Here is a 22,246-nt window from a genome sequence, read left to right on the forward strand (position 1 = left end):
ATAATATAAGACCATCTAAAGATGCAAAAGAATACTATCTTATACAGGAAGGAAGTTGTGAGGGAGAACTTATAGGAGGAAACCTTTGCACACTGAATCTTTTGCAAGGAACAAAATTTATGCCTAACTTAAAGAACAAGATATTATTTTTGGAAGATGATAATATTATGGGGAATTATTTCGCTGCCGAGTTCGAAAGAAATTTGCAATCTTTAATTCAAATCTTAAAATTTAATGGAGTAAAAGGAATATTATTTGGGCGATTTGATGATAGTTGTAAAATAGATATAAATGTAATTCAAAGAATAGTATCAACTAAAAAACAACTTAAAAATATACCTATTGTATTTAATGTTGATTTTGGACACGTATTCCCCTTTGCAACATTTCCAATAGGTGGACTAGTAAGGGTGAATGCAACAGAAACTTCCATTTTATTGGAGGTAGTGAAGCATTAGTTAATAATCTCTAAAGGCATATAGAACACTTCTATCAACCATTAAAAGAGAAAAGTTAACCAAAGAGGGAGATGTTATAAATGAAAATGGAAGTTAGAAGGGTTTTAACAAAAGATGCTGATGATATAGATGGTATTATGTAAATGATGGAGAAAAACTTCCTTAGATTCCTACAAAAAACTTAAAAAATTACAACATAAAGTCTAGATTTATTGGTGAAAAAATAGAAGAAATTCTTAATAGCGATAAAATTATACATATTATCAATGCAGAGAATGTATTTTGAATAGAGGATGATGTTAATAATTTAATAAAGTAATCAAATATTAGTCTTCCAGATATAATTGTTTGATTTTCTATCCACAGGTACAGGTAAGTCATATGTTATATATGGAATAGCTCAGATTTTATTATCGGAAAAACTAGTAAAAAGGGTATTAGTTTTATGTCCTTCATTAACAATTGAAAAAGGGTTGACAGAAAAATTTGAAGATTTAGTTTCAAATCCAGAATTAAGGAATGCAATACCTGAAGAATCCAAAAATATACTACCTAGGATAATAAATGCAAATTCAACAATAATAGAAGGAGATATATGTATAGAAAATATACATGCAGTATATGAATCTACTGGATCTTCTATAAAAGATAGTTTTAAAAATGGAGGTGAAGATACACTTGTTTTAAACGATGAATCTCACCATATTTTTAATAAAACAAACGAAAAAGATATAAAAAAATGGAAAGCATTTCTTTTAAATGAAACTTATAATTTTAGATATATACTTGGATTTACAGGCACTGCATATATAGATGACGAATATTTTAATGATGTTATATACAGGTATTCGCTAAGAAGTGCTATAGATGATAAAGTTGTAAAATCTATAGATTATGTTCAGAAAGATGATGTTTCTAGAGATAGAGAATACAAATTTCAAAAAATTCATAAAAATCATGAAAATAATAAGATAAAATACAGTAAAATTAAGCCCATTTCAATTTTAATTACAAAGGATATTAGAAGTGCAAAGAATCTATATGAAGATTTTATTGATTTTTTATGTGATTTTGAACAAATAAACAGAGAAAAAGCTGAAAGAAAAGTTCTTATAGTAACATCTGATAAAAAGCATAAGGCAAATCTAAAAATGTTAGATTTTGTAGATGAGAAAGAAAATTCTTTTGAATGGATAATTTCGGTTAGTATGCTTACAGAAGGATGGGATGTTAAAAATGTATTTCAAATTGTGCCATGGGAAGATAGAGCCTTTAATTCTAAGCTATTAATTGCTCAAGTGTTAGGAAGAGGTCTTAGAATCCCACCTGAATATTCTACTCCTCAACCTTCAATTATAGTATTTAATCACGATAGTTGGAGTAAAAATATAAAATCTTTAGTTAATGAAGTTCTTGAAATAGAAACGAAAATAATAAGTACTGTAAAATTTGAGGGAGATAGGAATAAATATAATTTTTCAGTTAAAAATTTGCTGTACGATAAAGAGGAAAAAGAAGTTAATACGGAATCTAAGCAATTAAATTATAAAAAATCTTGGAATCAAGGTATAAAACTTAAAAGTCAAATTTTATCCTCAAAAAAAGAAACAGAATATGAAAATTTATTAACGGGTAAAAATACCAATATTAAATATGACATAAAGTTGAGAACTAAAACTGTAGATGAAGTTTTAGATAAGATATACCATGAATTTAGGTTAAGAGACTGGGAAACGGAAATACTAGGTCTTGGAGATGAAGTTTATTCAAAAGATAATTTACCCCCTAGAGAAAAGTTGAAAGAAATTATTAAAAATTCTATGCAAAATGCAGGTATAGAAGGAGATATCTTAATAGAAGAAAATGCGAATAAAATATTTACTGCATTTTCAACATTATTTAGATCAAGAAGTAAAACTGTAATAAATTCTATCAAATCAACTGATTTTATTGAGGTTAACACAAATGATATAAGAGATGAAACAAGAGGAATATTATCATTTAGAACGGATTCAATGCTTTTTTATTCAGATAGATATAAAGACGAAATCTCAAATGAAGAACAGAGGGAAATAATAGAAAAATTTTTAGAAGATGATAACTTGCCAAGAAAGGCTTGCAATGAAATAAATTTTTTTGATTTTAAAACACCCCTAAATCTAGTAATATCAACAAGAGATCCAGAATATAAATTTATAAAAAAATATCTTACAGATAATAAAAATGCTCAGAAAATAGATGCTTGGATTAAATCAAGAGATATGGGATTTTATAGTATAGAGTACTCATATAAAATGAATTCTCATACAAAAATTGCAAATTTTAATCCTGATTTTATACTAAAATTAAAAAGTGATGAAGATATTTACGTTGTTATTGAAATTAAAGATAATAAAGATGATTCTGCTGAAAATAAAGGTAAAAATAGAGCGGCAAGAGAACATTTTAAGTTGTTAAATGAAAAGTTAGAAGCGTCTGGAATCAAAGAAAAGTATCTTTTTCATTTTCTAAGTCCAAATGATTATGAAATATTTTTTGAATATTTAAGAAATGACAAACTAGATACTTTTGTAAGTGAATTGGATAATTTGCTTGATGAGATATAGAAGTAGAGAAGGTTTACCTCTCTACTTCCTTTCCATAATAATTTTCATAGTTTTTCCTATATTGAACAAGGTCAGAAAATTGTTCTTTATTTAAAGAATACTCTTGCATAAGGGTGTTCTTTTTTTCTTGCAATTTATCGAGATTTGATAGTATTTCTTTTGTTTTTGGAAGCTTTTTATAGTTTTCTAAAATTTCTTTAGCAGCTATTTTGTAGACGGAAAGTTCACTATAATACTCATCTACAAATTGCTTGTCTTCAGGATTTTTCTTATGGTATTTATAGATTTCACGATACTTATTTATAGTATTTATATTTTCCATATCTTGAGATAAACTCTTCATTTCAGTTTCAATCTTCTTTATTTTATCCAACAAGTCTTGTCTATCATCAGCAGATTTTTTGATTAGATCATCTAGTTGAGTGATTGAATTAATTCCTTGTTCTCTAAGTTTAATTATTGAATCAGCCATTGTTTTGATATTGTGTTTTCTTGCCCAAACTTCGTAACCTTTAGAGGATTGTGCTTTTTCATTAGTAGATATATCAATAACATTTCCTACTCGTTTTTTAATAGGATTAGCTTTATTTTTGATAGCTAAATCTATTCTTTCTTTGATTTTTTCTTCAGTATAATCTTCTCCGATAGTCTTCGATCTTGTAAATCTTTGCTTATCTTTATGACGAAAAGCAATGTGTTTACAAAACTTAATTTCATAATCAAGAGACTTCATATTTTCTAAAAACTCTTCCCACGTTTTAGACTTATTAATCATTCTATCTATATCAAATTGCAGTTTAGACTTCCAAGAATTTCCTTTCTTATTTTGGTCATATTCGTACCAAGACTTACCAGCAGTTTTATATTTTCTTTTGTAAGCTTCATAGTATTCATCAATGACTGTAAGCTTATTTTCTTTACATAATTCGTCACTTTGATACCTGATTTTGTGGTAAGATTTTTTGTTAGATTGGTAGCATTTACCAGTCTTGTAATTAACATTATTAAAAATAATATGGTTATGGATATGCCCTCTATCTACATGAGTTGCAAGAACAAATTCATAATCTTCTTTTAAAATTTTCTTACATAATTCCATTCCAATTTCGTGAGCTTTTATAGGATCAACCTCTCCTGGTAGAAAAGATTGGATTAAATGTCTAGCCAAAACTGTACCATTAGTATCATTGTCTTCTCGTGTTTTCATAAATTGAATATGGGCAGTAGATGGATGACATTTGAATGAAGATACCAAGACTTTTTCATCAGTTTTTTCACTCTTAGTTATATAATCTATTGCCAAATTAAGAGTTGACTTTATAGGATGTATTTTTGTAATTGCCATACTATTCATCAGAACTTTCTTTTGATTTATTAAGAAGTAGGGAATGGATCTGCCATATTTCTCTTGATAATTTTTCTATTTGATTATTCATTGATTCGATTTCATTTTTGTAAATAACACCAGTTGTATTAGTTGCTTTTGCAATCTGGTTTATATTATTTGTTGCATTTGAAAGCAGCCATTGTAGGTTTCTAAATGGTTCTAAGTCAACTACATAAATTTCTTTTTCCAATACGCATTTTCTAAGAAAGTGGGACATAGTTTTACAATTAGCAAGTTTCATTTTCTTTTCAAAAACTTCTTTTTCTTCATCTGTTAAATATATTTTTAGTTGATTATTTCTTTTTCTATTATCCATAGTAGATCTCCTTATCATAAATTATTGGGGTTTTAGGGTTCTCCCTAACAAGGTAAAATTGATAAAAAAAGAAGCAGTCCATAAAGGTTCTGCTTCATCAATTTTTCGTAAGTGGGTACTCACTTACTGTGCTTGCTATTAAAGTTATAAGCGTTAAGCGTGTATTAAGTTATTCTTCTAGTTTTTTAGTATCATCTTCTAATTCCAAGAATTTATCAAAATCACTTTTGTAGAGTCTATCTTGTGTAACTCTATATTTTTCAAATTCACTCTCTGCGTGTTTTTTAGCAAGAGCTGCAGACACTTTTCCTGCATCGTTTAAGATTTCTTTATCCCATAATTGTAAAAATCCATTTAATCTTTTTTCCCAATCTTCCATAGTCATAGGGATATGTCTTTCTGCTTGCAGTTCTGCCATGTCCAAATATGATGAAACAATTCTTTGCATTTGATTTAATTCTTCTTCATTTAGATAATTTTTTGCAACTACTACATCATATTTATGAATTTTTGAATTTGGAGAGCCTTCCCAAGTAGTAAGTCCCATATTTTTAGTTTTGTGATTGGCTCTATCTACAATTAATTCAGCTGCAGTTTTCCCATGAATTGCGTAGTGTAATTTGTTTTGAATAGCGGCAAAAAATCTTTTTGTTGCTTTTGCAGATGGATCATAGTCTAAAGAAGTGGCATAAATATCTGTGATTTTTTGATAGAATCTTCTTTCAGATAATCGAATCTCACGAATTTTTACAAGTAATTTTTCGAAATAATCCTTGGTAAGTTTTGTGCCAGAATTTTTGAGTCTTTCATCATCCACTGCCCAACCTTTAATTGTAAAATCTTTTACAATTTGGTTTGCCCACTTTCTAAATTGGACGGCACGTTCGTTATTTACTTTAAACCCTACTGCAATAATTGCTTGTAGGTTGTAGTGTTTTGTTTCTCTTGAAACATTTCTAGAACCTTCTTTTTGAACTATTAAGAAATTCTTAATAGTTGCTTCTTCTTGTAATTCATTGTCGTCAAATATTTTTTTTAAGTGCTGATTTATTGCTGCAGTGCTGACATCATAAAGAGCAGCCATCATCTTTTGAGTTAGCCAAATATTCTCATCTTCATATCTAATTTCGATAGCTTCTTGATCATCACCATTTGCTGCAATAAAAGTCAAGTATTCAGCAGCAGATGACCTAATTTGAAGTTCTTTTTTTTTCTGATTTTCGTCTTTATTTTTATCCATTTCTTTACTCATAATTTCCTCCAAATATAAATTTCATTCTACCTTTAAACACTGGAATACTAATCAAGAATACAATTACATAATGTATAAAGGAATTTATCATCATACTGTTTGTTATTGGTAATTGATGATAAGTTTGACCTATTATTTTAAAAGCGACTAGAGTGTTTGTTATAAAATCTAGTGCCAACCATAGGGCAACTGCTGATCCTATGAAAGCAATTATATAGTTTAAAAGTTTACTGATTTTTGGTAGCTTTTGATTTATTAAAACTAGCAATATCCCATAAATTATTACTACTGTAATTGAAAGGGGAATAGCTAATTTGTTATCTAATTTATCTTTTATGGATATATAAAATCCTAAACCTACAACTATAAAATCAATCAAAAATGCTGAGATTTTTACAGAGTATGTAGTGATGAGATAGTAGAAAACTATTCCAGAAAGGATTAATAAAAAATATCCTGCAATAAAAATTCCCATAGAGTCTCCTAATAATAATCATCATGTTCAGGACGATAGTTTTTAAGAAAATCTCCCTGAGGTATATTAACATTAACTGGTTTATTAAACTTGCCCATTTTTGCTAACTCAGAAATTTTTAGATTTAGTAAATTTATATCTACACCTAATTGTCCAGCGATTTCATAATCACAAACTTGATCATTGATATTATCTAGGATATCTTCATCACTTATTAATAAATGAGCTGCAAAAATATTAGCTTCAGTTTCAAATTTATTTGTAGGGTTTAGCACTGTTTGGTCATGAAAAGCTCCTCCACTCATACAATAATCTCTGTGAAGTTGATCGTGACCTAATTCATGTGCTAATATAGTTTTTCTATTAAAATTTGTGTTGCTACTGATAAAAATAAATCTGTTCCTTTGGATATAGTGGTACATTCCTAAAAGTATTTTTGTTTCAGGTAGATATACCAGGTTAATATTCAAAGCTTCTATTAATTCGATAGGATCTCGTGTCTTATATTTTTTTATAAGTCTATTAACCCTATCATATATATAGCGATTCATGCTCATAAAATCACCTAATCTTTTTTCTTACGACCGTATTTCTTGTTTTCTCTTTTAGCCTCCCAATAAGCACGAGTAATAGCTTCAAAAGCAGCATCTTTATCTTCGTCAGAAATTTCTCCACCAGCAAATAAAGAGCTTAGACCTTCTGTTAATGCTCTAGCTTTTTCTAATTCTCTTTTACCACCCATGTTATAAACTCGATTTAAAAACTCGTCACTTTCTTCTAGAAGATAATTGTAATCACAGTCCATAACTTCAGCTATTTTTTTGTAAACCTCGACATCTCTTGGGTATCTTTCTCCGTCTTCATAATGTACAAGAGTTCTTGTACTTATTCCTATCATTTTTGCAAAGTCTGCTTGACTTAACTTTTCTTTTTCACGAAATTCCTTTAATCTATCCGCAAAAGCCATAATTTTAACCTCCTGTACTAATGTGCATTTATAACTTTTAATACGAACAATGGTGCTTGAATTATTTTTCGATTTGAGATATAATACAAACTGAACTTATATTCATATTATAGCACAAACATTCAAGTTTGCAAATAAGTTGTATTGGGGTGATTAGATTGAGAATAAGTAAAACTTTAAAGAATATAATGAACTTGTATGCAGATAGCAACTTGAAATTTGAAGAAATTAGTTCAGCTGCAAAACTTATTTTAAGTTTATATAGACAAGTTACTTGGGCAGTAGATAGCAGGGCAAATTTTATGATGTTTGAGAGTAAAGAAAACTATGGGTCAACTTCAGAATCTGCTTACTTGTATCTTTCTACATTTGCTCCAGAAAGAGTTGAAGAAAAGTTTAATAATAGAGTTTCCAATGTAATGGATAGTAAACTTATGCTTTTAATAATTTATGATGCCTGTGTTAGGCTAAAAGTTTATCCAGAATATGGAGAAATCTATCATAAGATTATTTATAACTACTACATTTCTGAAAAAAAGATTACTGATAAAGCTTGTATGAGAAGTGTATCTTTAGAGAGAACTGTTTATTACCAAAGAAAAAAGGAAGCAATTGCATTGGTTGGTGTAATAATTTGGGGATATACTTTACCGACTGCTATTAGCCAGCTTGAAGACGGTCGTAGCATTGAAGAAATAATGAACATCTAAGAAATTAATTTATTACGAACTTATTGCGTACTATTTCCGAATGAAAAAAGTACCATATACGAATTTTATGTGTACTTAAGTGCATATATAATATCCATGATGGGTGATCTGCACCTAAATTTAATATTGGCATTTATTGACTGAAAGAATTTATTTTCTTTCGGTCTTTTTTTATGCCCAGGAGAATGTATGCAAAGAATTAGAAGCCCTCCTTGTGTGAATTTCATTTTTAAACAAAAGAAATTCATGTCAACAAGGAGGAAAAATTAATGGACAAAGAATATTATTTATTTGTAGAAGGAAAGAAAGTAGTTGTTAGCAAGGAAGTGTACCTTGCTTATCATAGTGAATTGAATAAAGAGAAATATCAAACGAGAAGAGACAGGTTAAATAACTGTTTCTTTTTTTGTTCCTATGATCATGATGGAAATTTTGAAGAAAATTTAGAAGATCTGGAATTTGATATTGAAAAAATTATCGAAACAAAGGAAATGATTGAAGAAGTAAGAAGAGCTATTTCAAAACTCAACCTTGCTGAAAGGGATTTGATAGAAAGTCTTTTTTATAAAGAAGAAACAATTAGAGAAGTAGCTGCTAAACTGAATATTTCTCATCCAGCCGTTATTAAAAGGCGTAATAAGGTTTTAGAAAAACTAAAGGAAATGTTGGAAAACTTTTAGATGACAGTTGCCAAGAGGGTCTAATTTTCACTGTTACTTATACAGTGGGAATTGGACCTTTTTATATACCAAAATTTATTTTTAAAAATTGGTTACCAATAAAGACTTCTTTTCACTGTTAAGTATAAGAGGGTAATTTTAAACAAGTTTGTTTCATCAAGATAAGTATTTTCTGATGGTCAAATTTAAAAAAGATTAATAACTCTCGATAAATTTTGAACCTTAACAACTGAATAGACCAAGACAAGACGTTAATCATTTTTGGAGCGTAATAACCTATCCGCCAAGATCTTTCTGCTGAATAATTCGGCAAAACAAGTACTGCTAAGCTAAAAGCAAGGGAAGAAGAAAGGGAGCGATAAGTAAGAGTTTGAATATAGGGAGGGATACCCTATTCGCTATGAAGAAAATGAGGATAATGATACTTCTAAGGTTGAAGCCGGCTCATCCTGAACAGAGGCGGAGGTGAGATTCCTATGTTGCTAATCCAAAGCACTTGTTAATGTCAAAAAACTTAAATTTACATAGGAGGTTATTATGAAAGCAATAAAGATTTATAGCATGAGAGTTGCTATGCTCTGTAGACTTTATGAACTCAATTTAATAAATGATAAGGAATATACAAAAATTAAAAATAGAATAGAAAATGATTATAAGAAGGTAGATAGAAAGTAGTTAATCTTGTGATATAATAACACTGTAGAAAGATACAAAATGGGAAGGAGGTAAAATGAATACTAAAGTAAAAGTAATAAAAGCTTCAAATACTGGAGCAAGAAATAGAAATTCAATACATTTAGATTTAAAACGTGTTGCAGCATATTGTAGAGTAAGTACAGATAGCAAAGACCAACTTGAATCATATAAATCGCAAGTTGATTATTATACAAATCTAATAAAAAATAATAAGAGTTGGACTTTGGCTGGTATATACGCAGATGAAGCAACCACAGGAACAACTGCAACTAAAAGAGCTGATTTTATAAGACTAATAAGTGATTGTCAAAATGGAGATATAGACATGATAATTACTAAATCTATATCAAGATTTGCAAGAAACACATTAGATACCTTAAAGTATGTAAGACTTCTAAAAGAAAACAATGTTGGCGTAGTATTTGAAGAAGAAAACATAGATACTTTGACTATGGATGGAGAGCTATTACTAACAATATTAAGTTCCGTAGCTCAACAAGAAGTAGAAAATACCTCAGCCCATGTAAAAAAAGGACTGAAAATGAAAATGGAAAAAGGGGAGCTAATTGGTTTTCAAGGTTGTCTTGGATACGACTATGACCCTACAACAAAAAGTATCTCTATAAATGAAGAAGAAGCCAAAATAGTCAGATACATCTTTAAAAGATATTTAGAGGGCAATGGTGGCTCGGTCATTGGCAGGGAACTAGAAGAGCAAGGATATCTCACCCCGAGAGGTAAAACAAAATGGTCTGATACTACAGTGTTAGGAATAATTAAAAATGAAAAGTATATTGGAGATATACTAATGGGAAAGACCTTCACAGTTGATCCCATAACAAAAAGAAGACTAGCAAACTTTGGTGAATCTGATAAATATCATATTGAAAATCATCACGAGCCAATTATATCAAGAGAAGACTTTGAAAAGGCACAGGAGATTAGACTCAGGAGAGCACAGAATAGAAACACCATTGCTAACAAGGATAGGAAGAGAGAAAAACTATCAAGACAATACGCTTTTTCAAGTATGCTGGAATGTGGATTTTGTGGTGAAATACTTTCAAGAAGAACATGGCACACTAGTTCAATTTATAAAAAAATTAACTGGCAATGTGTAAAGTCAACAAAAAAAGGTAAAAAATATTGCCCTCATTCAAAAGGAATACAAGAAGCAGCAATAGAAAAAGCATTTGTTGAAAGCTATAGGCAATTATGCCATGCAGATTCAACAGTAATAGATGATTTTTTAAAAATTGTAGAAGAAGAAATAAATGATAATACTTTAGTCAAAGATTTGAAAAAGTTAGAAAACCAATTAAACAGAATCATTAGTCAAGAAAGAAAGTTAGTTGATCTTCATTTGGAAGATAGTATAGACGAAGAAGTTTATGCTAAAAAGTATAAAAAACTTACAAAACAAAAAGAAGAATTACTTGATGAAAAGAAAACCCTAGAGCTAACTATCAAAGATGAAAACTCTATTAAAGAAAGACTAAAGCAATTTAAAAAGGTCTTAGAAAACAAAGAAATTATAGAGGAATTTAACAGAACAGTATTTGAAAGCATAGTTGATAAAGTCGTAGTGGGTAGAATTGATAAAGATGGAACAGTTCATCCTTATGACTTAACATTCTATTTCAAAACAGGAGTTAAAGATAGTCAAGATTCTAATAACTTTAAAGATAAAAGAAAAAATGCCAAAGACAATGACATTAATAAATTGTGTTCCTACAAGAATAACGAGGATAAAAAATTATGTTCCCAATCAAAAGACAACGCATGTGGAGACTATAGCGTTGATACAAAAGATGTAAATATAGAAATCCAGCATTTTAAGCAGTTTTATAAGCGTTTTGTCTTTGATAAAGATGAAGAAGGATACGTCAAAAAGACCCAAAAAAACTACATGTACGTAAGAGTTGTTTTGCAACTGGTATGAGGAAACACAAAAAATATAATTAACTCATTTTGTACTTTCTACAAGAGTAGCTTAAAAGGCTGCTCTTTTTTATTGAAGGGAGTAAGGATTCGTTACATTCTTTTCAAAATATGAAATATTCACAAGCCAGCTTTACATATTCGCTTTTATAACATATAATAAAAGCGTAAACGAGAGGAGGCGGACTATGGATACACTTAAAAATTATATACAAGAAAATTTAGTAATCACCAACAAAGAAGTAGAAGAACTTGGATATACTAGGCATAATCTATCAGAATTAACCAAAATCGGACAATTAGAAAGATTAAGACCAGGACTGTATCAATTAAAAGGAAAAGTAATAGACGATTTTGTTTTAATATCATCCAATAGTAATCGAATTATATTTTCTCATCAAACAGCCCTATACCTCTACGACCTATCAGATAGGACTCCAAATGTATTCCATATATCTGTACCCCAAGGCTACAATGCCAGCCATATCAAAAAGAGGTACGAAGATCTACAAGTTCACTATGTAAAAAAAGACTTATATGAAATTGGAAAGACAGAAATAAAATCACCCCAAGGCAATGTTATACCAGTTTACGATATAGATCGAACAATTTGCGACATAATAATAGACAGAGAAAGAATAGATAAGCAAATTTTTACAGAAGCCATAAAAAGATACTTTAAATCACAAAATAAAAATCTAAGGCGGCTCATAAAATACAGTAGACTATTTAAAATAGAAGATGAAATTAGAAAATATATAGAGGTATTATAATGATTAATATCGAGAGTATAAAGGGCAAGATAAGAAGTCTTGCAGAGAAGAAAAATCTAAAGTCGCAAGAAGTTCTGCAAATATATTTTTTTGAAAGATTTTTAGAAAGGCTATCTAAATCAAAGTACAAAAATAATTTTGTAATAAAGGGAGGATTCCTTATATCATCTTTAATCGGGATTGAAAATAGAACAACTATGGACATGGACACAACCATAAAAGGCATAGTCCTAAAAGAAGAGAAAATAAAAGAAATCGTAGAAGAGATTATAGATATCAATGTAGAAGATGGAATAAAATTTGAAATAAAAGACATCTCTTATATTAGAGAAGAGGATGAGTACGAGAACTTTAGAATTTCATTAATAGCAAATGTTGGAAAGACCAAAAACCCTATGAAACTAGACCTAGCAACAGGAGATGCAATAACACCAAAAGAAATAGAATACACCTATCCATGTATCTTTAGCAAAGAAGATATAAAAATAATGGTATATCCATTAGAAACAATTGTAGCTGAAAAATATGAAACCATAATCTGAAGAAATATAACAACAACACGAATGAGAGACTTCTATGACCTGTATACCCTCTACAAATTAAAAAAAGATGAGATAGATTATAAAATTTTAAAAGAAGCAATAGAAAGAACCTCAAACAAAAGAGGAAGTGATGAGATAATGCAAGACTATGGGGAAATAATCGAGGATATAACAGAAGATTCATACCTGAGATCCTTGTGGGAAGTATATCTCAGTGAAAATAAGTATATTGGAGATCTGAACTTTGATAAGGTTGTTGGTGTGGTTACAATTTTATCAAATAGAATTAACGAGATGTAAATTATAGAGGACAGGAGAGAAATAAAGTTGTTTTATTAGAAGAGTTTATGGTTGGTGAAGAAATAAGCGTTGAAAGCGTGTCTTTTCAGGGTAAAACAACAATTATAGGTGTGACAGATAAATCTTTAACAGGAACACCTTATTTTATAGAAACAGGTCATATGTTTCCGGCAATAATAGGAAATGACCAATACTTGCCTCTTATTGATTATGTGAAGAGTGTTTTGGAAGCAGTAGGATTTGATAATGGAGTTGCACATACTGAGGTAAAATTAACTAAAGATGGTCCTCGTATAGTTGAGATTAATCCTAGAACTCCAGGTGGATATATTGTTGAATTGATAGAGTATGTTACAGGAATACGGCTGTTAAAGGTATTTTTAGATCTCGCACTTGGTGTTTCCCCCTGTTTTAGAAAAGAAAACAACCGATATTAAAAGTGCTGCTGTGATGTTTCTTGTTCCTCCGCATGAGGGTGTTATTGAGGAGATTAGAGGTTTAGAGTTGCTCAATGCGGATGAAAATATCGTGAGGTATAGTATCCAAGATTGTAAAGATAAGGAAATTGGAGCATCTGTAGATAATGATTGTTATTTAGGGCACATTATAACAAAGGATACCGTTGGACAACAGGCTCGTAAATATGTTGAAAATGCGATTAAAAATATTGAGTTAGTATATAAAACCAGTAAATAAAAAATAAGGAGGATATAATGGCACATTTGTTAATGGTTGAGAGTTTTTTAGAAGGGAATGCCAAAATACTCCCTAATTTATTGAAGAAACTTGGACACTCATACACATTTGTTACAAGAAATAAAAACATTTATCCGAAGGATGAAGAATTAAATGATCATAATGTCATTAAGTGTGCTGATTCAATAATAGAAACGGATACTAATAGCATTAAAGAAATTTTAAACGCTATTAGAAATCAAAAATTTGATGGTATAATCACTACATGTGATTACTATATTGAGACAGTGCAGAAACTTTCTGAACAGTTGAATATTCCTTGTCCTTTTCCGAGGAAAGTTGATAATGTTAGATATAAACATAATTTGAGGAAAATATTGGATGAGGCAAAACTCTGGAATCCTAAATATGAAATAGCATGCAACTGGAACGAGGTTTTAGATGCTTCGAGAAAAATAGGCTTTCCTTTAGTTTTAAAGCCTGTTGATTTATCTTCGAGTGCATATGTTCGTCTTATTAGAAATGCAGAAGAACTGAGAGATGCTTTTGATTTATTGGAATCGTTTCCAATAAATTGGAGAGATCAAAAGAGAAATTGTATTTATCTCTTGGAAGAATATATGGTTGGAGATGAAATTAGTGTAGAAGCTATAACTTTTCAAGGAAATACTGAAATTATTGGTATTACAGAGAAATCTTTAACAGGGGAACCTTATTTTATTGAGAATGGACATATGTTTCCTGCTGATTTAACGGAGAAACGAAAAAAAGAAATTTCCGAATATGTAGTGAAAGCTTTACATGCAGCAGAGTATGATCATGGCATTAGTCACACTGAAGTAAAACTCACAAAAGATGGTCCACGCATAATTGAAATTAATCCTAGAGTTGCAGGAGATTACATTGCAGAACTAATTAATTTAGTGTGTGGTGTAGAAATTTTACGTGCATTTATAGATTTGTCATTAGGAGAAAAACCTATTTTCTCTCTAAAAAAAACAGATAAAGTAAGTACAAGTATTATGTTTTTAACACCAAAACAGGGAGGACGAATTTTAAAAATAGAAGGAAAAGACGTATTGAAAACAAATCCCAATGTAGTTTTTTATCAAATTGCAGATTGTGATGGGATGTGGATGGAAACTCCTGTTGATAATGTAGGAAGGTTAGGAAGAATTATTGTTAAAGATGTACAGGGATACAATGCAATGAAATTTGCGAGAGAGTTGATGAGTCAATTAGAAGTTAAATTCGAGTAAGTCAAATTTGTGTTGATGCTATTCCCTTTTAAATTATCATATCATATAACTATATTCTGCAACTTATCAAATGTTTTAGGTTGGTTATATCATTTTTGAGAGATATTTAAATTGGATAATAGTATTAACTTCAAAAAATAAAATGGAGTAGTGTAGTTTATGGATACAAAAAAAATTTGCAAAAATATAATTTGACGGACGGAAAAGCCTGGAAAATCATGTTGCAATTTGCAATGCCGATTTTTTTGGGAACTTTGTTTCAGTCGCTCTATACGACCGCAGATGCAATTATTATCGGAAGATTTGCCGGAAAAGAAGCATTAGCTGCCATAGAATCTGTATTCACATTAACGAAGATGCCGATCAATTTTTTTTCCGGACTTGCATCAGGTGCAACGATCATTATTTCTCAATATTATGGTGCAAAAAAAAATAAAGAGGTGTCTGATGCAAGTCATAATGCTATGTTGTTTGCTTTTGTCGGAGGGGCAGTATTGACTGTAATCGGCTGCATTTTGTCACCGTTTGCTTTAAAAACCATTCGTGTTCCAAACGAAATTGTAAACGATGCTCAGTGGTACATCCTTATTTATTTTTCGGGGATGGTTGTATCTATGCTCTACAATGTTGGGGCGGGTATATTGCGAGCACTTGGGAATTCTAAAACGCCTTTTTATTTTTTAATTGCAGCTAACTTTTTTAATGTAATTTTGGATTTGATTTTTGTAGCATTTCTTCAATTAGGCGTCGTTGGAGCAGCTATCGCTACTGTTGTGTCTCAATGTCTAAGTGCTGTTCTAGTTATAGTATCTTTGACAAAAACGAAACTGCCTTGCAAAATAAGCTTTAAGAATCTAAGATTTCATAAAACACATGTATTAGAAATCTTTAAGTTGGGCTTACCTATTGGGACACAATCTGCTTTGTATCCTCTTTCCAACACCATAGTTCAAACCAGCATAAATGATATAGGAGTTGACAGCATTGCTGCTTGGGCGGTTTGTGGGAAATTGGATTTTCTTATATGGGCCATATCCGATGCTTTCTGTGTTTCGGTATCGACTTTTGTCGCTCAAAATTATGGCGCACAAAAGTACGAACGAGCAAGAAGTGGTGTACGAGTGGGGTTAATTATGGCATTGACGTCAATAGCGGTAGTGAGTTGTATTTTATATTTCTGTAGTGGAGTTTTTGCACAATTTCTTATTGATGATGAAAATGTGATTTTGATTACTTCTCAAATTATACACTTCATTGCTCCATTATATCTTATTTATGTGTTTTGTGATGTCTTGCCTGGAGCGATACGAGGAATAGGAGATACTTTCAGATCTATGCTCATAACTCTTTTAGGAACCTGTGTTTCAAGAGTTTTGTGGGTGTTGTTTATTGTTCCGCTTAATCCTACTCTTATAACGGTATTATCGTGTTACCCCGTATCATGGGGAATAACAGCATTTATATATGTAGTATATTATGTAAGAATTTTTTCAAGGTTAGGCAATCAGCCTAAAAGTATTTAAATGAAGTGCAGCATTTACTATATATAGAAAGCAGGTGTTATAAAATGTTGTATACACAATAAATTTATTTTGTAGATTAAGATGTTTTTTAAAATGTATAAGTTCTTGTATTTATAAAAAAAATTAGAATCAAAGAAGAGGATTCGTCATGTCCAAATGCCGAGATCCTCTTTTTCTTGGCTATTTGTCAAATGTTGGGGTGAGATCTATTCTCGCCCCTTCTTATGCTCGAAAGACCATTAAAATACGACTCTTAAAGTTCTCAAAATTCCGATACCCATAGGAAACCCGTTTAATCACTTTGATTTTGTTGTTAAAGCCTTCTGTTTGTCCATTGGTGATGCCTGTGGAAAAGGCGTTTAGGATTTCTTCTTTCCAGTTTTCATAGGCCCGAATACTGGCTTTAAATTCCTTTAATCCACTTTCTTTAGCAACCCACAGCCACTTGTCTAAGGCCTGTCTTGCTTCTTCTTTGCTGGAGGCATCTAAGACGTCATAAAAGCGTTCTTTTAAGAGATAAGCTTTTTTGATTTCCTTGTCTTGCCAAAGCATCAGTTCCAATTTTTCTTTTTCTTCGGGGCTTAGCCGACTGCCTTTTTTCCGTAGGATGGACTTGGACCGTTTAAAGTAGAGGCGATACTTTGCATTCCTTGTCTTTTGTCGTGTCTTGCGGACATTCTCTAAGGCCCAAAAGACTTGTCTTGCAAAATGAAACTTATCCGCAATGAAGGTTGCCTGAGGGAAGAATTCCTTTAAGACGGCGTAGAAAAGATGACTCATATCCATAACCACATACTTCACCCTTCTTCGTTCTTCCTTGGGAAAAGAAGAAAAGTAGTCCATTAAAGCTTTTTTTCGTCGAGAGGGTAAAATATCCAGTACCTGGTGATGGATTGGATCCACTAAAATACATTGGTATTTATCCCCACCAGCATTTCCCTTAAATTCATCCATACTTAAGACCCGAGGAAGATTTGGCCGCCTCCTTGGAGCCAACTTTAGATAGCTTGTGAGACAAGAGGAAGATAAACCCAAGTCCTGAGCAATAGAAGATAAAGACCGGACCTGTTTTAATTGGTCTTGGATAAAGAAGTGGAGATCCTTAGTCCGTCTAGAATAGGGAGCTAAGAAATCCAAAGACTAATAAAAGCGCTTCTGACAATGAGGACAAACAAAGCGTTTCTTCCGGAGAAAAAGAAAGACCTTCCGCAAGCCAATAGGCGTGTGTTGGATCCTTTGCAGACGATAATCATGGATGCGAGAGGCCTTATGCCCACAAACAGGACAAAGTCCCTCCTTGTATAAAGAATGGAGTTTTACATCAATGTGGTCATCAAAAGAGACCACCTCGTCAATAGAGACACCTTTTAAATTCAATAGATTTGTGTTAGTATAGTTTTGCACTTATCTCACCCTTTCTGTTTAGTGTGGTAACTTTATTGTAAAGGAAAAAAGAGATAAGTGCATTTATTATGGCAAAAAATAAATGTTAGAGTCTAGGGGGACCCCAACATTTATTATAGAACCATAAAGTCGTGGTTGGTAGAATTGACAAAGACGGAACAGTTCATCCATATGACCTGACATTCTACTTCAAAACAGGAGTTAAAGATAGTCAAGATTCTAATAACTTCAAAGATAAAAGAAAAAATGCCAAAGATAATGATATTAATAAATTGTGTTCCTACAAGAATGACGAGGATAAAAAATTATGTTCCCAAGCAAAAGACAACGCATTGTGAGTGTGTGGCGTTATTGACAAGGGAAAAAATTGGAGTTAATGAAAATTTGTTTTTCAGCTAAAGGAAATTGAAATATTATAGTACCTCTGCAAAGAAGCAAAAAATAACCACCGGCATAATAGGTGGTTGTTTTTACAATTAAAAATTCTATTATCTGAGCTGTTACATTATACCAGAAACTACAACATTATTTATCATTTGTAAATCCTGTTTAATTTTTTGATATTTTATCATTAATAGAGTCCACAACTTCATCTTGTCGTATCTTTTTACCAAATATTAGTAATCTTCCGTCTTTGCTTTCGTAACTACACGTTACTAAACACATAACTTTATCATTAGGAGTAACTTCTACTGGGATGTTATAAATAGATCTTTTTTTCAGTTCTTCTGTTAACTTTTCTATTTCTTTTTCTCCAGTCTTTAGTTCTTCGAATCGTCTAAGATAAAAATAGTTTTTTTCACTTTTTAGCATGGAGGATTCAAATACGGAAAATACTACATATTCTTCAGGTTCATCTGAATAGATGGTATTCCACTCAAAAGTAAAATTGTCTTTTAAATCTTTTATGTTTTTGTATCTTTTTAAATTACCAAACTTTCCGCCATTTTCCAGATAGTGACCATATAAAATTAGATATTTGCTGTGTTCCCAGTCGGAGTTTTCGACGTCTATAAAGACTGTTCCGATACTATTTTTATTTCCGTAGAAATCGTAGTTTAAATAATGTTCATTATCTCTAAAAACAACAGGTTCATCTGCTAATTTTCCTACTTTTATCCAACCTATCGTTTCAGGATTTATTTTCAATAGCTCTTCAAAATTCTTCTGAATTTTGCGAGGCTCCAATATGGGAGCCTCACTTTTTTTAGATAATTCTGTTACATCTATGTCTCTATAATAAAGTTTTCGTAAATCGTCAGTTTTTTGCAACGCTCTTTCTCGAAAGACAATCGTAGAAATAAGAATCATACTTAGAACTATTGATACTATTAGCGATGCTTTTGATAATTTTTCATAACGAAAACTTTTATTGTTTGACCTATTATCAGGATTATCAAAATTCATTATTTTTTTCCTTTTTAGTTTTGAAATATGTTCCAGCAAAGAAGCTTATTAGAGCTCCACACATAAGAATTATTTGTGTTTGATATAGAGAGTCACCAGTCTTAGGAACTTTGTAATTTCTATTTGATTCTCTTGTAACCTTAGACTTTTCAGTGCTTTTTTTCTTTTGGTTTTCATGAGTATCAACTTCTGTAGTTTCTTCGACTTTATCATGCTCTTCATCATCTTCTTCAGTGTCATCTGTGTGGTCATCAAATGAAGTTTCTTTATATGTGTAATATAGAGCTTCCCATTCAAGTGTAGTTGCTTCATTTTCAGATTCTAGAGAAGCATAATTCACTTTTTCTTTTACATTGAATTCAAGGTCAACATTTAAATCTATATCTTCCTTTGATTCACCTGCTCCTATAAGTGTTTGTGCAGGATGTCCATTTGGCCCTTTATCGCATGAGAAGATATAAACACCGTCTTTTAGGTTTTGTACTCCTTTAAGATTTATGTTAAACTTTCTGTTTCCTCTTAAAGCCAATCCTGCAAGAGTAAAGGAGCCATCAGGATTTTTTGTGGCCTTCTTTTCGCCTTCTTGCAGTGTTCCTGCTATCCTAAATTCATCAACCTTTTTGCCATCTGCTGTAACATAGAGTTTAAGATCACTAGTTTCATCGTCAAACTCTACTGCCATGGCAATTTTTACATCTGTGTTATATTTATCGTCATCTAGCTTTTCTTTGACAGTAAGGTCGACCATTGTTGCAAAGTCTTCTTTATTAAGAATAGTATTAGATGCAGTAGCTGGTGTTCCTTCCATTCCAACTAGGTACTTGTAAGTTTTATTAATTATACTTGCTTTTGGTTCTTCAAGTCCCCATGGGAATTCAAGTTTGTCACCTAACATACTTTCTCCACTGTTACCATAACGCCAAATTGCAGCTTGTGTTGCTAAAAGCGCCATGCCATGGGTTAGATTGTTAGACTCTTCTTCTGTCAATGCATGATTATCAAGTAATATTTTTCTAAAAGCATCAAGAGAACCTGCACTTGGATTACTAGGGTCGGTACTTTCATTTTTAACTCCCCAATATCCCTTTAGTACGATTGAACGAATTTTATCCTTATGCTCTATATAGTTAGTGTCTTCAAGCCTTTGCATATTATAGTGGGCACCTTCTTGAGCATAAACATTTAAATCTGCACAATATGCGTAATATTTTTTGCCATCTTTTCCCTCAATTTCAAATTGGTCTGCAACTACGGTATTTCCATCGCCATCTCTAATATAGATTTGGCTGTATAGTCCAAGTTGACCCAACCATTGAAAATATTGGCCATTTTCGTCATAATTTGCTAATGAAGTAATATTTTCTCTAGCAATATCTTGATCATCATTAAAACCTTCTCCATCAGGTCCTGCAATTGTGAAGTCTGGCAAAAATGTTTTAAGGCTGTCATAGTCAAAAACTACATCGCCATTTATTAGCCCCATATTGCCACTTACAGTTCTTTCTCCGTCACTAACTGAACCAGATGTTTTTTTGCCACTAGTTCTTGTAAGGGTGGTCTTGGTTACGGTATATTTTTTTAAACCATTTTCAAGAGTTTCAACCTTTGTTTCTTTTGAAACTAGTTTGCCTAGTATAGGATCGGAGTATTTAACAACCTTGCCGTCTCTTATTTCGACTTCGGTATAGCCTGCTACATTTCCGTTCTTGTCGTGAATTTCCACTATTACCTTTCCGTTTTTAATCTTGCCATTTTCGTCCATTTCAGGTTCTTCAACATGTGGCTTTTCAGGAAGTTCATAGACTAATTCTTTCCAACCGCCATCAGCATGTATCTCAGCGTTTGCTGGAGGAGTAGTTTCAACTGTAGTTTCAGATACAGTTTCTTTAGTCTCGGTTTCATATCCAGTTATTCTACCATTTTCATCGTGAGTATAAGTAATCTTTTCTTCAGTTACTTTGCCGTCAGGTGTAGTAATCTTTCTAGTATAGGTTGTAGAGTTTTCTGCTTTTGTAATGGTGATATTTGTAATACTTCCATCTTCCTCATCACTGCTATCTTCAATAATCCAGTTGGAAGTGTCACCGTCTTTCTGTCTAATCCAATCTGGTATGCCTAGAGTATCTTCATCAAACCAGGCATTCATATCTACAGTTACTTCTTTTTCTTCACCAGGTTTTAGTTCAATTGTAACTTCTGGTTCATCTGTGTTTATATTCTTACCATCGATAGTTGTAGCTTTGCTATCCTCAACTTTAATTTCTTCTTCTACTTTTAATTCAGTATCTTTTTCATCTTTAATAGTAGTAGTTTCTTTTCCTTGAGCTTCGCCGCTAGCACTAATAAGATTTCCATCTTCGTCAACTGTTTCAACAGTTTGACTATCTTCATTTCCCATCACATTTTCGTCTTGCCATTCTTTTTCTTTTTTGACTGTGGTCGTAGTTTCATTGTTTTCTTCATCCTTAACAACAGTAGTTGTTGTGGTTACCTTTGGATCTTCAGGTGTGCCAGCGCCTTCACTTTTTGGCGCTTTAGCTGGAGTATCTTTTGCATCTTTTATAGTAATTGAAACTCCTAAATCTTCAGGCCCATCTTCTGAAGCCATTACTACACTTGGCAACAAGATTGTAATTATAAGTACCACCGCAAGTAAACAAGAAATCAACTTTTTAATCTTCTTTTTCATGGTTACACCCCCTTTATTAATTAATGTAGAAATGAAGATTATATTTAAAGTTACTACAAAGTTTATGTAGAAACTTAAAAACATAAACGAAAATAACAACAATTACTTTACTATCTAAAATTATTGTAACAACGCTATAAACTTTGCACATCACCCGTAAAGATG

Annotated in this window: 21 protein-coding genes and 2 pseudogenes; 13 read left to right on the top strand and 10 right to left on the bottom strand. The window is 31.5% G+C overall.

The window, feature by feature from the left end; translation table 11 throughout:
* Together WKS98_RS07210 and WKS98_RS07215 are read left to right on the top strand one after the other, a co-directional pair.
* Positions 1–458: hypothetical protein (locus WKS98_RS07210; protein ID WP_498918135.1), on the top strand; the 458-nt coding region annotated here is incomplete at its 5' end.
* 344 nt (positions 459–802) lie between these two features.
* A complete protein-coding gene (locus WKS98_RS07215) occupies positions 803–3,064 on the top strand; it encodes a DEAD/DEAH box helicase (RefSeq protein WP_498918137.1) in 2,262 nt (753 codons plus the stop codon).
* A 13-nt stretch (positions 3,065–3,077) separates the two neighbouring features.
* On the opposite strand, the gene WKS98_RS07220 is transcribed toward WKS98_RS07215, so the two are convergent.
* From WKS98_RS07220 to WKS98_RS07245, 6 genes are all read right to left on the bottom strand, one after another.
* Positions 3,078–4,409: a relaxase/mobilization nuclease domain-containing protein gene (locus tag WKS98_RS07220; protein WP_498918139.1), complete on the bottom strand. Its 1,332-nt coding sequence runs from the start codon at positions 4,407–4,409 to the stop codon at positions 3,078–3,080.
* Position 4,410: 1 nt separating this feature from the next.
* Positions 4,411–4,767, bottom strand: a complete 357-nt coding sequence (locus WKS98_RS07225) for a plasmid mobilization protein (RefSeq protein ID WP_347162072.1) — start codon at positions 4,765–4,767, stop codon at positions 4,411–4,413.
* A 169-nt stretch (positions 4,768–4,936) separates the two neighbouring features.
* Positions 4,937–6,019, bottom strand: coding sequence for a virulence RhuM family protein (locus tag WKS98_RS07230; protein ID WP_498918141.1), 1,083 nt, complete (start codon positions 6,017–6,019; stop codon positions 4,937–4,939).
* Positions 6,012–6,494: a hypothetical protein gene (locus WKS98_RS07235; protein ID WP_498918143.1), complete on the bottom strand. Its 483-nt coding sequence runs from the start codon at positions 6,492–6,494 to the stop codon at positions 6,012–6,014. The genes WKS98_RS07230 and WKS98_RS07235 overlap by 8 nt, the downstream gene beginning before the upstream one ends.
* A gap of 8 nt (positions 6,495–6,502) precedes the next feature.
* On the bottom strand, positions 6,503–7,051 hold the full coding sequence (locus WKS98_RS07240; protein ID WP_347162100.1) for an ImmA/IrrE family metallo-endopeptidase: 549 nt from the start codon (positions 7,049–7,051) through the stop codon (positions 6,503–6,505).
* An 8-nt stretch (positions 7,052–7,059) separates the two neighbouring features.
* Entirely contained in the window at positions 7,060–7,461 is a 402-nt protein-coding gene (locus WKS98_RS07245; RefSeq protein ID WP_004026815.1) for a helix-turn-helix domain-containing protein, read from the bottom strand.
* Between the two features lie 188 nt (positions 7,462–7,649).
* On the opposite strand from WKS98_RS07245, the gene WKS98_RS07250 reads away from it, so the two are divergent.
* The 10 genes and pseudogenes from WKS98_RS07250 (at position 7,650) to WKS98_RS07295 (ending at position 16,581) form a co-directional block, all read left to right on the top strand.
* Positions 7,650–8,171 (top strand): hypothetical protein, encoded by a 522-nt coding sequence (locus WKS98_RS07250; protein ID WP_192828259.1) that lies wholly within the window; start codon positions 7,650–7,652, stop codon positions 8,169–8,171.
* Between the two features lie 269 nt (positions 8,172–8,440).
* Entirely contained in the window at positions 8,441–8,851 is a 411-nt protein-coding gene (locus tag WKS98_RS07255; RefSeq protein ID WP_023078884.1) for a sigma factor-like helix-turn-helix DNA-binding protein, read from the top strand.
* Positions 8,852–9,388: 537 nt separating this feature from the next.
* A complete protein-coding gene (locus WKS98_RS07260) occupies positions 9,389–9,526 on the top strand; it encodes a hypothetical protein (protein ID WP_192828258.1) in 138 nt (45 codons plus the stop codon).
* Between the two features lie 55 nt (positions 9,527–9,581).
* Positions 9,582–11,489, top strand: coding sequence for a recombinase family protein (locus WKS98_RS07265; protein ID WP_498918147.1), 1,908 nt, complete (start codon positions 9,582–9,584; stop codon positions 11,487–11,489).
* 187 nt (positions 11,490–11,676) lie between these two features.
* On the top strand, positions 11,677–12,261 hold the full coding sequence (locus WKS98_RS07270) for a type IV toxin-antitoxin system AbiEi family antitoxin domain-containing protein (protein WP_498918149.1): 585 nt from the start codon (positions 11,677–11,679) through the stop codon (positions 12,259–12,261).
* Positions 12,261–13,103, top strand: a pseudogene (locus WKS98_RS07275) (nucleotidyl transferase AbiEii/AbiGii toxin family protein). The gene WKS98_RS07270 and the pseudogene WKS98_RS07275 overlap by 1 nt, the downstream one beginning before the upstream one ends.
* Before the next feature lie 32 nt (positions 13,104–13,135).
* Positions 13,136–13,540 (top strand): annotated as a pseudogene (locus WKS98_RS07280) (ATP-grasp domain-containing protein); the annotation flags it as partial.
* A 13-nt stretch (positions 13,541–13,553) separates the two neighbouring features.
* Positions 13,554–13,799, top strand: coding sequence for a hypothetical protein (locus tag WKS98_RS07285; protein ID WP_498918151.1), 246 nt, complete (start codon positions 13,554–13,556; stop codon positions 13,797–13,799).
* A gap of 17 nt (positions 13,800–13,816) precedes the next feature.
* On the top strand, positions 13,817–15,058 hold the full coding sequence (locus WKS98_RS07290) for an ATP-grasp domain-containing protein (RefSeq protein ID WP_498918153.1): 1,242 nt from the start codon (positions 13,817–13,819) through the stop codon (positions 15,056–15,058).
* A 176-nt stretch (positions 15,059–15,234) separates the two neighbouring features.
* Positions 15,235–16,581 (top strand): MATE family efflux transporter, encoded by a 1,347-nt coding sequence (locus tag WKS98_RS07295; RefSeq protein ID WP_498918155.1) that lies wholly within the window; start codon positions 15,235–15,237, stop codon positions 16,579–16,581.
* A gap of 222 nt (positions 16,582–16,803) precedes the next feature.
* Here the strand turns inward: WKS98_RS07295 and WKS98_RS07300 are convergent, their stop codons facing one another.
* Positions 16,804–17,718, bottom strand: coding sequence for an ISL3 family transposase (locus tag WKS98_RS07300; RefSeq protein WP_498918157.1), 915 nt, complete (start codon positions 17,716–17,718; stop codon positions 16,804–16,806).
* Positions 17,719–17,721: 3 nt separating this feature from the next.
* Positions 17,722–17,985, bottom strand: coding sequence for a transposase family protein (locus WKS98_RS07305; protein WP_498918158.1), 264 nt, complete (start codon positions 17,983–17,985; stop codon positions 17,722–17,724).
* A gap of 131 nt (positions 17,986–18,116) precedes the next feature.
* Here WKS98_RS07305 and WKS98_RS07310 point away from each other — a divergent pair, with 131 nt between their 5' ends.
* Positions 18,117–18,323 (top strand): recombinase, encoded by a 207-nt coding sequence (locus WKS98_RS07310; RefSeq protein WP_498918160.1) that lies wholly within the window; start codon positions 18,117–18,119, stop codon positions 18,321–18,323.
* A gap of 211 nt (positions 18,324–18,534) precedes the next feature.
* Here WKS98_RS07310 and WKS98_RS07315 read toward each other — a convergent pair whose 3' ends face one another.
* Complete coding sequence (locus tag WKS98_RS07315) at positions 18,535–19,392, bottom strand: class B sortase (RefSeq protein ID WP_498918162.1); 858 nt, start codon at positions 19,390–19,392, stop codon at positions 18,535–18,537.
* Positions 19,382–22,081 (bottom strand): Cys-Gln thioester bond-forming surface protein, encoded by a 2,700-nt coding sequence (locus WKS98_RS07320; RefSeq protein ID WP_498918164.1) that lies wholly within the window; start codon positions 22,079–22,081, stop codon positions 19,382–19,384. The genes WKS98_RS07315 and WKS98_RS07320 overlap by 11 nt, the downstream gene beginning before the upstream one ends.
* Positions 22,082–22,246 lie beyond the last annotated feature (165 nt).

The organism is Lagierella sp. ICN-221743, assembly GCF_037890055.1.
Lineage (GTDB): Bacteria > Bacillota > Clostridia > Tissierellales > Peptoniphilaceae > Mediannikoviicoccus.